Source organism: Mesorhizobium sp. M1295, from assembly GCF_040318135.1.
Taxonomy (GTDB): domain Bacteria; phylum Pseudomonadota; class Alphaproteobacteria; order Rhizobiales; family Rhizobiaceae; genus Mesorhizobium.
In genome coordinates, this window is sequence record NZ_JAMYLU010000004.1 from 117,158 (window position 1) to 129,075 (window position 11,918).

At 62.0% G+C, this 11,918-nt stretch carries 11 protein-coding genes; 3 read left to right on the forward strand and 8 right to left on the reverse strand.

Annotated features, from left to right (window positions below):
- Positions 1–7 precede the first annotated feature (7 nt).
- The 3 genes from NKH29_RS07950 to NKH29_RS07960 are packed head-to-tail and all read left to right on the forward strand — an operon-like array spanning position 8 to position 3,736.
- Positions 8–289: a sarcosine oxidase subunit delta gene (locus NKH29_RS07950; protein ID WP_023717017.1), complete on the forward strand. Its 282-nt coding sequence runs from the start codon at positions 8–10 to the stop codon at positions 287–289.
- Positions 286–3,240, forward strand: a complete 2,955-nt coding sequence (locus tag NKH29_RS07955; protein ID WP_352999333.1) for a sarcosine oxidase subunit alpha family protein — start codon at positions 286–288, stop codon at positions 3,238–3,240. Before NKH29_RS07950 ends, NKH29_RS07955 begins: the two co-directional genes overlap by 4 nt.
- Positions 3,233–3,736 (forward strand): sarcosine oxidase subunit gamma family protein, encoded by a 504-nt coding sequence (locus tag NKH29_RS07960; RefSeq protein ID WP_352999335.1) that lies wholly within the window; start codon positions 3,233–3,235, stop codon positions 3,734–3,736. Before NKH29_RS07955 ends, NKH29_RS07960 begins: the two co-directional genes overlap by 8 nt.
- A 65-nt stretch (positions 3,737–3,801) precedes the next feature.
- Here the strand turns inward: NKH29_RS07960 and NKH29_RS07965 are convergent, their stop codons facing one another.
- The 8 genes from NKH29_RS07965 to dgoD form a co-directional block, all read right to left on the reverse strand.
- Positions 3,802–4,266 (reverse strand): cupin domain-containing protein, encoded by a 465-nt coding sequence (locus tag NKH29_RS07965; RefSeq protein WP_023717014.1) that lies wholly within the window; start codon positions 4,264–4,266, stop codon positions 3,802–3,804.
- A gap of 401 nt (positions 4,267–4,667) precedes the next feature.
- The gene (locus NKH29_RS07970; protein ID WP_352999337.1) at positions 4,668–5,357 is read right to left on the reverse strand and encodes an aldose epimerase family protein; all 690 of its coding nucleotides are present in this window, start codon (positions 5,355–5,357) and stop codon (positions 4,668–4,670) included.
- A 5-nt stretch (positions 5,358–5,362) separates the two neighbouring features.
- The gene (locus tag NKH29_RS07975; protein WP_352999339.1) at positions 5,363–6,163 is read right to left on the reverse strand and encodes a FadR/GntR family transcriptional regulator; all 801 of its coding nucleotides are present in this window, start codon (positions 6,161–6,163) and stop codon (positions 5,363–5,365) included.
- 2 nt (positions 6,164–6,165) lie between these two features.
- A complete protein-coding gene (locus tag NKH29_RS07980; protein WP_352999340.1) occupies positions 6,166–7,167 on the reverse strand; it encodes an ABC transporter permease in 1,002 nt (333 codons plus the stop codon).
- Positions 7,164–8,684 (reverse strand): sugar ABC transporter ATP-binding protein, encoded by a 1,521-nt coding sequence (locus NKH29_RS07985; protein ID WP_352494354.1) that lies wholly within the window; start codon positions 8,682–8,684, stop codon positions 7,164–7,166. The genes NKH29_RS07980 and NKH29_RS07985 overlap by 4 nt, the downstream gene beginning before the upstream one ends.
- Before the next feature lie 104 nt (positions 8,685–8,788).
- The gene (locus tag NKH29_RS07990) at positions 8,789–9,772 is read right to left on the reverse strand and encodes a substrate-binding domain-containing protein (RefSeq protein WP_352999342.1); all 984 of its coding nucleotides are present in this window, start codon (positions 9,770–9,772) and stop codon (positions 8,789–8,791) included.
- A gap of 32 nt (positions 9,773–9,804) precedes the next feature.
- A complete protein-coding gene (locus NKH29_RS07995) occupies positions 9,805–10,581 on the reverse strand; it encodes an SDR family oxidoreductase (RefSeq protein ID WP_352589065.1) in 777 nt (258 codons plus the stop codon).
- A gap of 5 nt (positions 10,582–10,586) precedes the next feature.
- Positions 10,587–11,759 carry a galactonate dehydratase gene (gene dgoD, locus NKH29_RS08000; protein ID WP_352999344.1) on the reverse strand — a complete coding sequence of 391 codons (1,173 nt, stop codon included), beginning with the start codon at positions 11,757–11,759 and terminating at the stop codon, positions 10,587–10,589.
- Between the last annotated feature and the right edge of the window lie 159 nt (positions 11,760–11,918).

An 11,918-nucleotide genomic window follows, 5' to 3' on the forward strand; every position in this document is an offset into this window, starting at 1 on the left:
GAACAAAATGCTGCGCATCGAATGCCCCTGCTGCGGCCCGCGCGACCATGACGAGTTCCGCTACGGCGGCGATGCCTCGGTCACGCGTCCGGCCCATGACGATCCCGATCCGGAGGCCTGGTACCGTTACGTCTATATCAGGACAAACCCGGCCGGCCCGCACCGTGAATACTGGCAGCACGTGACCGGTTGCCGGCAATGGCTGGTGGTCGAACGCGACACCCGCAACCATGCCGTCGCATCAGTCGACTTCGCCAGGAAATCAACTCTCAGGAAATCACCGGCATGAGTTCGAACCGCAAACGCCTGCCGGTGGGTGGCCGTATCAGTCGCGAGGTGCCGCTCGATTTCACCTTCGACGGCCGCAAGCTGATTGGATATCGCGGCGACACCCTTGCCTCCGCGCTGCTCGCCAACGGCGTCACTCTCGTCGGGCGCAGCTTCAAATATCATCGCCCGCGCGGCATCTTTTCCGCCGGGCCGGAGGAACCGAATGCGCTGGTTACGCTCGGGATCGCAGGCAGGCGCGAGCCGAACCTGCCGGCGACGACACTGGAACTCGCCAACAGCATGGACGTGGAAAGCCAGAATCGCTGGCCATCGCTGGCCTTCGACGTACAAAGCGTCAACGGGCTGTTGGCGCCGTTTCTGTCCGCCGGCTTCTACTACAAGACCTTCATGGGCCCGACGCGCCGCGCCTGGATGTTCTACGAGCACTTTATCCGCAAGGCGGCCGGTCTGGGCAGAGCCGGCACCGGCCCGGATCCCGACCGCTACGAGGTTCGTCATGCTTTCGCCGATGTCGCAATTGTCGGCGGCGGCCCGGCGGGATTGTCAGCAGCGCGGGCAGCCGCCGCGGCCGGGGCGCGGGTCGCGCTGATCGAGCAGGATTTCCTGCTTGGCGGCCAGCTTCTGGCGGAACCGTCCGACAGCGCAGCGGCCGCATGGTTGAGGCAGGCCGAGGCCGAGTTGAAGGGCTTCGAAACCGTCGTGCTGATGAAGCGGACAACCGCTTTCGGCAGCTATGACGGCAATGTCATCGGGCTGGTCGAACAGCGCGATCCAACCGGTCCGAAGCCGAACGGCGAGGCGCGGCAAACGGTCACCATGCTGCGCGCCCGCTCGATCGTTTTCGCCACTGGCGCCATCGAGCGACCGATGGTGTTCTCGAACAATGACCGGCCCGGCGTCCTGCTTGCCTCAGCCGCCCGGACCTATCTCAACCGTTTCGCTGTCCTGCCGGGCAAGAAAATCATTGTCGCCACCACCAATGACGGTGCCTGGCGCACCGCCTTCGACTATGCCGCAGCCGGCGCGGAGGTGACGGTTGCGGATCTGCGCGCAGTCCCGCCCGCAGCACTTGCCGCGGAAGCCGCACGGCTCGGCGTAATGATACGGGCCGGGACGCGGATCGTCGACCTGCACGGCGGCCATGCCGTCAGGCACGTAACGCTCAACGGGCCGGAGGGCCAGTCCTCGGCCGCCTGCGACCTGGTCTGCGTGTCCGGCGGCTGGTCGCCAACCGTGCATCTCACCTCGCACCTCGGTGTCAAACCTGTCTATCGCGACGATATCGGCGGCTTCGTGCCGGGCGCGTTTCCGGCCGGCCGGCTAGGTGCCGGCGCGATGATTGGGGCCTATGCAACTGCCGATGCCATCGAGGACGGTCATCGCGCCGGCATCGACGCGGCAGCCTCCGGCGGCAAGTCGGCGCCGGTTCCCGCTCCGGCCAAACTCGATCTCGGCGACACCGCCACGACGCTACTTCGCGAAGCGCCTTCTGTCGGACATGGAAAAGCCTTCGTCGATTTTCAGATGGATGTGACGACGAGGGATATCGAACTCGCCCATCGCGAGGGCTATGAATCGGTCGAGCATCTGAAGCGCTACACCACGCTCGGCATGGGTACCGATCAAGGCAAGACCAGCAATTTTCCGGCGCTTGCCGCGATGGCGGCGCTGCGCAACGCAACGATTCCCGAGACCGGCGTCACGACCTTCCGCCCGCCCTATACGCCGGTTGCCATCGGGGCGCTTGCCGGGCGCGCCATCGGCCATCATTTCAAGCCGATCCGCCGCACGCCAATGCACGACTGGCACATGGCCAACGGCGCCGAGATGCTCGAGGTGGGGCTCTGGATGCGGCCCTATTTCTACCGGCAGTCCGGACATGACGTGAATGAAGCCTATGTCGCCGAAATGCGGAATGTACGTCAGGCCGCGGGGCTGATGGACATCTCCACGCTCGGCAAGATCGACGTCCAAGGCCCGGATGCGGCAATCTTCCTCGACCGCGTCTACGCCAACGGCTTTGCCAAGCTGGCGGTCGGCCGCGCCCGCTACGGCGTCATGCTGCGCGACGACGGCATCGTCTTCGACGACGGCACCACGACGCGGCTGGCGGAAAACCGGTTCTTCATGACCACTTCGACCGCCAAGGCCGCCGATGTGCTGTCGCGTCTCGAATTCCTGCTCGACACGGCCTGGCCGGATTTGCGCGTGGCCGTCACTTCGGTCAGCGACGAATGGGCGGCGATGTCGGTTGCCGGGCCTAACAGCCGCGCGATCCTGAATGCAGCGTTTCCCGCTCTCGACGTTTCCGACGCGGCGCTTTCGCATATGGGACTACTCGAAAGCGGATGGGGGGGCCGTGCGCTCCGCATCCTACGTCTCAGTTATTCCGGCGAGCGCGCTTACGAAGTCTATACCGGCGCCACTGCCGGTGAACAGCTCTGGAGCCGTCTGCTCGAAGCCGGCAGACCATTCGACCTGAAGCCTTACGGCGTCGAGGCGCTAGGTGCGCTGCGCGTCGAAAAGAGCCATGTCGCCGGACCTGAAATCGATGGACGCACGACGCTCGACGATCTCGGCCTCGGCCGCATGGCCGGCAAGCGCAGCGGCTTCGTCGGCGACGTCCTGCGACGGCGCCCTGCCCTCCACGCGCCCAACCGGCAGCGCCTGGTCGGACTGGAATGCATCGAGGACGGAAAACGCCTGCGCGGCGGCGCCATCCTGTTCCTGCCGGATGAGAAACCCTATGGCCATGGGCGCGGTCGCATCACCTCCGTCACTTTCAGCCCCGAGCGCGGCCATTATGTCGGGCTGGCCCTGCTTGCCGGCGATGTCGCGGCAGAAGGAAGCGAGGTCGTGGCGGTCTATCCGATGAAGGCCGAAACAGTTCGCGCCCGCATTGTCTCGCCAGTATTCCTCGATCCACAGGGAGAACGGCTGCATGGCTAGCTTGACCTCTTCTCGGGATTTCAGCCTATCCGTGGCCGATTGTCCGCTTATCCAGATCGAGGGCTGGGACGGGACACTGAGACAATTCGAAAAGAGCGTCTCGGCGTCGCTCGGCACGAAATTTCCCGCTTCGGTCGGAGAGACCGTTCGCCACAAGGGGCTTCTAATCATCCGCATTGCACCTCGCCGCCTCTGGCTGGTTCTCGACGAAGGCACGCAAGCGCCCGCGCTTTCCGTCGACCCCGATCTCGGCTGTTCTGTTCCCCTCGGCGAAGGTCGTGTTCGTTTGAAAATGGCCGGCCCTGACATCGCAAGGCTTCTGTCCGGCTGCATTACCGTCGACTGGCACGCGCCGGCCGCCGCTCCGGGCCGCGCCGTGCAGACATCCTTCCATCATGTCTCCGTGCTCTTCCTGCGCACCGGCGAGGCCGCGTGCGAACTCATCGTGCCGCGAAGTTTTGCCCGCAGCCTCTCGGATTGGATTGCGGATGGCTAGCCAATGGTGGTTTCTCGGGCAAGGATCGGCTTTAGCGGCCGATCCAAGCCGCTATCACGAAACCGTTACTCTCTTGCTGGCCAGTCTTGCAGAAGCGTAATCCCAAATTTCGGCGCGGCTGCTTTGAGCCGCTCGATATCGGCAGGCGTCGGCGGCCCGACCACCTCTCCCTTGCCGAGTTCATGGCCACCTTCGGCGAGGAACTGCTCGAACACACTTGGCGTGTCTATCAGGATGTAGCGAACGGGCTGGTTGCCGGGATTCACGAGCTGGTGCGGGATGCCGCGCTTCAAAAACATGCTCTCACCGGGCGAGAGCGTTCGGACCTCGCCGGCCACAATTGCGGCCAACTGCCCTTCGATGACGTAGACTGTCTCGTCGTCATTCGCGTGAACATGGATTGGTGTTTTCGTCTGCCCGTCGCTTCGGTTTTCGAAGAGACTCAACAAGCCTCCCGTCTGTTCGCCGGAGACCAGTCGCTTCATGACGATGCCTGCGAGCACGAATTCCTTTGGGTCAACATCTGTCATTGATCCAATCTGCCAGGTACATTCGGAGTAGGCCCGTACCGTGCCGTCAAGCAGACAAACTGCGCAGCGACATCCGGCAAACGTCGAACGGGCTCACGGGTTCCCGGTCGCCGGAGTTCCCTCTTCCCAAGCTCACTTTGGACGAAAAGCCGGCTAACCGGACATGCTGGCCGACACCGACATACGCCAACTCGAGGGCGCCGCAGAGGTCCGTCTAATTGACGGCGAAGCTGCAACGGGCTGCCAGGCTCTCGCCAGGCCCAAGCACCGACAGTCCATTCCATTTGTCGATCGAACCACGATTGTGAGCATCGACCGCATGACTGACCGGTTCAAAACAGAAGAAGTCGCTCTCGTCCGATGGCGAATAGACCAGGTAGAAGTTCAAGGGCGACGAAGCTTCAATCCGCAGGCTGCAACTGTGCTCCGGCCACGATATGGTAGCGACGCCGTCCCAGCCGGCAAACAGATTGTTTATCCATCCGCTCGGCAATACGGCCGGGGGCGCCGAAATCCCAATCGGGACGGGTTTTGACATCCACAAACCGTTCGGGGAGATGGCTGGGCAGTTCGAGACAAACCTGCGAGGCCGGCGCATGAAGCGCGGTCCGTGCCGTTCTCGGGAACCATGGATGGATACCAAGCCCGAACGGCAGCCTGACCGAGGCCCGATTGACGATGCGAAGCTTCAGCTCGAGCCCCTGTCCGGTCAGAGCGTAACTCACCTCGGCGCGATATCGATATGGGCCGGGTCCGTTGCTGATGAGCGACAGCTTTGCGTTATCTTGCGCCACGCTGTCGACGTCCCACTCGCTCGAAAATCCATTGCCGTGAACGGGAAATGGCTCGCCTGCAACATTGGCAGGCAGTTCGTGGAATTTGGAGTCGAATGTGAATCCGCCGCCCGAGATGCGATTCGACCACGGCAAAAGCAGGTTGCAGGCAAGGTCGAATGGGCTGCTGCTCCCGCCGTTTGGCCAAGGCCTGAAGATCGGCACGCGCCCATGGTCCAGTCTCGCAAGACCTGCCCCAAGCGACGGGACGATTTCAGCGGACAGGTCTCCGCTTCCGATTTTGATCGTTCGGACCATCAGCTTCAGACGGTATCGGCCTTGGCAGCGGCGATCGGCTGTGGATGGCAGCCTTTGCGAGCCACTGCAAGGAGGTCGTTCGACGCGATCCCGATGAGCGCCTTCATCTGATCGTGAGCGTCGTCGGCCCTGCGCATCCGGATTGCCTCCAGCACGTCGCCATGCGCGCTCAGCGTCTGCTGGTAATTAGCGGTGGCCGATGTGGTCAATCGGAAGGAGAAGCTGAGGGCGGCAGCAAGCATATTGCCGAGATTGGCGAACACCGGGTTGCGGCTGGCACGAAGGATGGCCGTATGAAACCTGACGTCGGCATCGAGACACGCAGCAAGGTCGTCCTGCGGAGCAATGCGCATGGCCTCATAGGCGGCTTCGATGACTGCGAGATCGCCTGACGTCGCCATCTTGGCCGCAAGGTGGGCGGCCGCGGGTTCGATGATCAGCCGCGCCTCGATCAATCCGCGGACGAAATCGAGATCGGGCTCGATATCGCGCATCCATTCCAGAACCTGTGCATCCAGCCTGTTCCATTCGCTCGACACGCGCACACGCGTCCCGGCCCGCTTGCGTGCCTCGATCAATCCTTTCGCCGAAAGCGTCAGAAGAGCATCGCGAAGCGCCGTGCGGCTCGCCCCGTAGATAACGCAAAGTTCAGCTTCCGTCGGCAAGACGGAGTGCTGCGCGTAGGAGCCGGCGAGGATTCGCTGTCCGAGATCGCGTGCGATGCGATCCTTGAGCGATGACGTGGCGCCATCTGCGGCAGGAATGTCCTGCTTGCCTTGGCCAGTCGAAGCGATCGCCGTGTCCATCGTCATGTCCTGTTCAAGTGGTACTCGGCAATTACCACAGCAAGTATCAGCAGCGAGCCCTTGGCAAGCAACTGATAGAAGGTTGGCACGGACGTCAGTATCATTCCGTTGTTGAGGACACCAATAATGGCGACGCCCAGTAGTGCGCCGACGATCGTGCCCTTACCGCCCTGCAAGGCGCAGCCACCCAGAACGGCCGCTGTGATGGCCTCGAGTTCCAGGCCTTGGGATCCGGATACGGGCTGCCCCGAGCCGGTACGGGCAGCCAACAGAATCCCGGCCAATCCGGCCGCCACTCCACTCATGATGTAGATGCCGACACGGTAGCGGTTGATGTTGATGCCGGAGAAGCGTGCAACAACGGGATTGCCGCCCAGGGCATAGATGTTGCGGCCAACGATCGAGCGGGCAAGGAAGAGATGGAACACGATCGCGGTCAGCAAAAGAATCCAGATCAGCAGAGGCAGGCCGAGGATTCGTCCGATCCCAATGAAGCGGAAAGTGTCGCTGAAAATCGCGATCGATTGCCCATCGGATATGATGAACGCGATGCCGCGGAAGATCGCCATCGTACCGAGAGTCGCGATGACAGCGTTGACCCGCCCGTAGGTGATGATGATGCCGTTCACGAGGCCGGCAAGACCACCCAGGACCAGGCCGGCAAGAATGCCCGCTGCCGGCGATCCGGTCGCCTGGATGGCCATTGCCGTCGATACTGTGGTCAGACCGACGATTGCGCCGACGGCAATATCAAGCCCGCCGGCGACGATGACCACGGTCTGGCTCATCGCCAGGACGCCCAGGATGGTAATGCCCAGACCGATGTTCAGCAGGTTTCGGCTCGAGAAGAACACGTCGCCTCTCAGAGTGCCGAAAATGAGCACGAGAATGGCGAGAGCAACCAGGAGGCTTATGTTGTGAATGCCGATGCGCTCTGCCATGCGCAAGGAAGCGCGTCTTTTGCCGGTTTGTGTTGTTGCTGTCCTGAGCTCAAGGCTGTTCACTGAATTTGTCCTCCGAGCGATGCTACAGATTGCGGCATGGCGTGCTTCAGGATCGTGGCCTCATCGATGTCTGGGCGGGAAAGTTCGGCCGTGATCCGGCCTCCAGCCATGACAAGCACCCTGTCGGCGAGCCCGATCAGTTCGGGCATTTCCGAGGAAATCAGGATTATGCCGATGCCGCTTGCGGCGAGTTCATCGATCAGGCGATAGATTTCCGCCTTGGCGCCGATGTCGATGCCGCGGGTCGGCTCGTCGAGGATGAGAAGCATCGGCTGCCGGGCAAGCCAGCGCGCGAGAACGACCTTCTGTTGATTGCCACCCGACAATTTCGAAACCTGTTCGTCGAGGTTGGGCGCCTTGATCGACATCTTTGCTGCAAGCGGTGAGACGATCTCCAGTGCCTTGCGCCGGTTGAAGAAGCCGAAGGTCGACGTCTTGTCGGGCACGCAAAGCGAAGCGTTGTCAAGAATGCTTCGGAACAGCAGCAGGGCCTCGTGCTTGCGGTCTTCGGGGGCGAAGCCGATGCCTGCCACGATCGCTGCATGCGGACTGTTGGGGCCAACGGGCACGCCGCTCATCGTTATGGTTCCGTCGAGGCGCCGATCATAGCCGACAATCGCCTTTGCCAGCTCGGATCGACCCGCACCCATAAGGCCGGCAATGCCGAGCACCTCGCCGCGGCGGACCTTGAGGCTCACATCGGTGACGTGGTCGGTGGTCAAGCCCGCCACCTCCAGCAACGGTAGCCCCGATTGCCACGTCTCGCGCGTAAACAGATCGGCGATGTCACGGCCGACCATGAGTTTGGCTATGGTCTGCTCGCTGGCACCGTCCGCGCGGGAATCGTCGACCAGCCGGCCGTCCCGCAAAACGACAATGCGATCCGCAAGGTCGATGACCTCGTTCAGCCTATGAGAGATGTAGACGATCGAAGTGCCCTCTTCGCGCAGCCGCCGAATTACTGAAAACAGACGGCGCGCTTCGTCGTCGGTCAGCGACGAGGTCGGCTCATCGAATGCGATCAGCTGGCCGCCAGCACGTATGGCGCGCATGATTTCGATCATCTGGCGCTGTGCCGGACCGAGCGTGCTGCAGAGTTGACGCGCCCGCATATCCTGCTGCATGCCGAAGGTCGCAAGCACCTTGTCGGTCTGCTCCTCGAGCCTATGCCAGTCGAGCAGGACGCCTGCCAGCCGCGGCAGTTCGCCGACGAAAATGTTCTCGGCCACGGTCAGGTTCGGAACGATCTCCGGCTCCTGATGGATGACGCGTATTCCGGCTCTGTGGCTGTCGCGCGGTTCGCTGAAAACGATCGGCGTGGAGCCATGCAGCACGGTGCCGGTGTCCGGTGCGAACACGCCCTCGAGAATTCGCATCATTGTCGATTTGCCGGCCCCATTCTCGCCAACCAGGGCGAGCACCTCTCCTGGCCGAAAGGCAATCGAGACATTGTCGAGGGCCTGCACGATGCCGAAGCGCTTCGATATCCTGTCGAGCGAGAAGAAATCCGATTGCATCAAAGCTCACTCCCGAGAAGCGATCCCGTGTCGGTGGCGTGTGCCCGCTGACGAACTGCCGATTTGAGCGTCATGCGCCTTGCGGCGCATGACGCGTGGCCGGTTCAGTGGCAGAGCTTGGCTTTATAGTCCGACGCAAAATTGTCGGCGGTGATGTATTCCGGGTCCGTGAAGGACTGAACGGGAAGCTTCGTTCCGTCCTTGATGGAGGCCAAGAGAATCTTCACCGCCAGCGCGCCATGATTTTCCGAATTGAGCCACATCGTACCACGGAACGCCGAGGGCTTTCCGGATCCGAAGGCGTCACAAGCGCGGCTCCCGTCGATGCCGATCCCCATGCCCTGGTCTGGGGTATAGCCCGCATTCTCCAGGGCTCGCGCACCACCCAGCACGCCATCATCGTTGCATGAATAGAATATCCAGTTCGTGACGCTGGGATTGGCCGTCAATGTGGTGGTCATCACGTCGATGGCGTTGACCATCGTATTGTCGTAGGGGACGCGAACGATATTGCCCGGCTTGAAATCGGGCACCGCCTTCAGGAATGCTTCTTCCGCGCCCTTGTTGCGCTGCATGCAGGTATCCGCTTTGCGGTCCTCGATCGAGGCGATGCGCACCTCTTTGCCGGCCCAGCCGTCGGCCTTGTAGAGCTTGGCAAGTTCTTCGCCCACCCGCGCACCGATGTTGTAGGCATTCATGCCGACATAGGGGACCTGAGTGCCGTCCTCGTAGTAGATGTCGTCATCGACCGCCACCAAGGGAATTTTTGCGGCCTTTGCTTTCTCGGCGATGACCGGTCCCAGCGCCTTGTCGGGGACGACAATGGCGATGCCTTTTACGCCATCGCCGACCATCGTATCGAAGGTCGTGATCGTCAAATTGGCGTCGAACTGAACGTCCTGCGACACGAACGCAGCCCCTGCCGCCTCGGCCGCTTTCTTGGCGCCGCCGACTTCGGCGACAAACCATGGATGGTCTCCCATCTTGTTGATGTAGCCGATCTTGATGTCGTCTGCGCTTGCTGCGCCACTCATCAGTCCGGCAGCCAATACCGCAAATGTCGCCAAAGCCTTTGTTGTGGTTTTCATGAAGATCCTCCCTGAGAGCTCGATGGTCGTTGCTAGTCGTGGTAGAGAACCGAGCGCCCACCATCGATGGTGATCGTCTCGGCATTTATGAACGGCGCTTCGTCCGAAGCGAGGAAAACCGCCGTCATTGCAACCTCGTCCGGCCGGCCAATGCGCTTGGGCGGATGAAGGTCGTAGGCTCGCCGCTTCTCCTCGGCGGGGTTCGGGAATGTGTTCCAGTAGGCTTCCGCGATCGGCGTCTCGATATAGCCGGGGGCGATCGCGTTCACCCGGATACCGCGCGCGGCATATTCGATGGCCAGCGAACGGGTCAGGCCCAAAAGTGCATGCTTGGCGACCGGATACGGGAATGTACGGGGAATGATCTGGAACGCGTGACAGCTCGCTATGTTGACGATAGACCCCGAGCCCTTCGCCAGCATCGTCGGCAAGACTGCCTTGGCGCAGAACCATGCGGCCTGGAGGTCTAGCTTGAGACAGCGGTCCCATTCCTCATCCGGCATCGCCAGTGGTTCGTAGAAGACGTTGGCACCGGCATTGTTGACGAGAACGTCGACGCCGCCATAGCTCGTGATCGTGCGGGCGACCATGTCCGCGACCGCGGATGCGTCCGTGACATCCGTCTCGACGAACGATACGTCGGCGCCTCCGACACGCAGTTCGTCGGCGATCGCTTTGCCGCTTGCCGCATTCAGTTCGGCAATGACGGTCTTTGCCCCATGCATCGCAAAAGCCCGGGCGGTGGCGGCACCGATGCCTTGGCCGGCGCCTGTGACGATTGCGATCTTTCCTTGCAGCCGGCCTGCCATTGCATTCACCAGTCGACCACGGTGCCGTCCGGCATGACGGCGTTGCGGGCATGCAGCACTTCCTGCTTGAAGGGGTGGCGCGCGATAACGTCCTCATTGACGGTGACGCCAAGGCCCGGCAGTTCGGGCAGATCCCAGCGGCCTGGCTTGCGCCGAATTGGCCAGGTAACGACATCGTCGTACCAGGCGACGGCACCGGACATCTCCTCCTGAATGACAACGTTTGGGGTCGATATGCCGAAATGAAGAGCAGCCACACCGGCGATCGGACCGAGGGGGTTGTGCGGCGCAAGGCCGATGCCTGCGGTTTCCGCCATGGCCGCGATCTTCTTTGTCTCGAGCAGACCGCCAGTGTGGCAAATATCAGGCTGGGCAATGTTGAAGGCGCGGGCTGCGATCGAGTGCGTGAATTCGCGGCGCCCGATCAGCCGTTCGCCGGACGCGATCGGCACGGCCGATCGCGCCGTGATATGCGCCAGTCCGGCAACATCTTCGGGCGGCACGGGCTCTTCCGCGAACATGATGCGGGCCGGCTCGATTGCCTTGAGGTAATCCATCGCCGCGTTAACCGATGCAGGGCGTCCGTGGAAATCAACCATGATGTCGATATCCGGGCCTACCGCCTCGCGAAGTGAGCCAACCATGTTGGCAACAGAATCGACTGCCTTCGCAGGAGACACGTAGTGGGTGTAGGGAATGCAGACGACCTTGACCGCATCGTAGCCTGCTTGCGTCACGATGCGTCCGCGTTCCACGATGGCATCCGCGGATCCGGTCTCATAGACCGCCTTCATGTCCCCGAGGCCGAGATGCGTATAGGTGCGCAGATAGTCGCGGACCCGACCGCCCAAAAGGCGCCAGACGGGGACGCCCAACGACTTGCCCAATATGTCCCAGAGCGCGATCTCGATGCCGCTGACGGCGGACATTCCCTCGACGCCAAGACGCCAAAAGCCGTGCCGCGTAAGTATCTGGTAGCACTGCTCCACATTGCGCGGATCTTGCCCGATGAGCAGGGCCTCAAGGTCCTGAAGCGCCCCAACGACGGCTCGGGTCTTCCATTCCAGCGTTGCCTCACCCCAGCCAAACAGCCCGGGCTCGTCGGTTTCGACGCGAACGAAGACCCAGTTGCGCATTTCCGCATTGCAGACGCGCGCCTTGATGGCCGTGATTTTCATTGGTCCTCCCAGACCTGCCGTCTTTTTTCGAGGCAATATGTATGATTTATTATGGATAATATGAACGAGTCAAGCGCAACATCGATGTGGACCAGCGCCTCGCCTCGACGTTCAGCGCAAATGCGCAACCATCATGTCCTCGCCACCCATCCAGCGCAG

What these genes read in the sequence shown, in the direction of transcription:
- NKH29_RS07950 (WP_023717017.1), top strand. Translation starts at nt 8, where the DNA reads ATGCTGCGCATCGAATGCCCCTGCTGCGGCCCGCGCGACCATGACGAG.
- NKH29_RS07955 (WP_352999333.1), top strand. Translation starts at nt 286, where the DNA reads ATGAGTTCGAACCGCAAACGCCTGCCGGTGGGTGGCCGTATCAGTCGC.
- NKH29_RS07960 (WP_352999335.1), top strand. Translation starts at nt 3,233, where the DNA reads ATGGCTAGCTTGACCTCTTCTCGGGATTTCAGCCTATCCGTGGCCGAT.
- NKH29_RS07965 (WP_023717014.1), bottom strand. Translation starts at nt 4,266, where the DNA reads ATGACAGATGTTGACCCAAAGGAATTCGTGCTCGCAGGCATCGTCATG.
- NKH29_RS07970 (WP_352999337.1), bottom strand. Translation starts at nt 5,357, where the DNA reads ATGGTCCGAACGATCAAAATCGGAAGCGGAGACCTGTCCGCTGAAATC.
- NKH29_RS07975 (WP_352999339.1), bottom strand. Translation starts at nt 6,163, where the DNA reads ATGGACACGGCGATCGCTTCGACTGGCCAAGGCAAGCAGGACATTCCT.
- NKH29_RS07985 (WP_352494354.1), bottom strand. Translation starts at nt 8,684, where the DNA reads ATGCAATCGGATTTCTTCTCGCTCGACAGGATATCGAAGCGCTTCGGC.
- NKH29_RS07990 (WP_352999342.1), bottom strand. Translation starts at nt 9,772, where the DNA reads ATGAAAACCACAACAAAGGCTTTGGCGACATTTGCGGTATTGGCTGCC.
- NKH29_RS07995 (WP_352589065.1), bottom strand. Translation starts at nt 10,581, where the DNA reads ATGGCAGGCCGGCTGCAAGGAAAGATCGCAATCGTCACAGGCGCCGGC.
- dgoD (WP_352999344.1), bottom strand. Translation starts at nt 11,759, where the DNA reads ATGAAAATCACGGCCATCAAGGCGCGCGTCTGCAATGCGGAAATGCGC.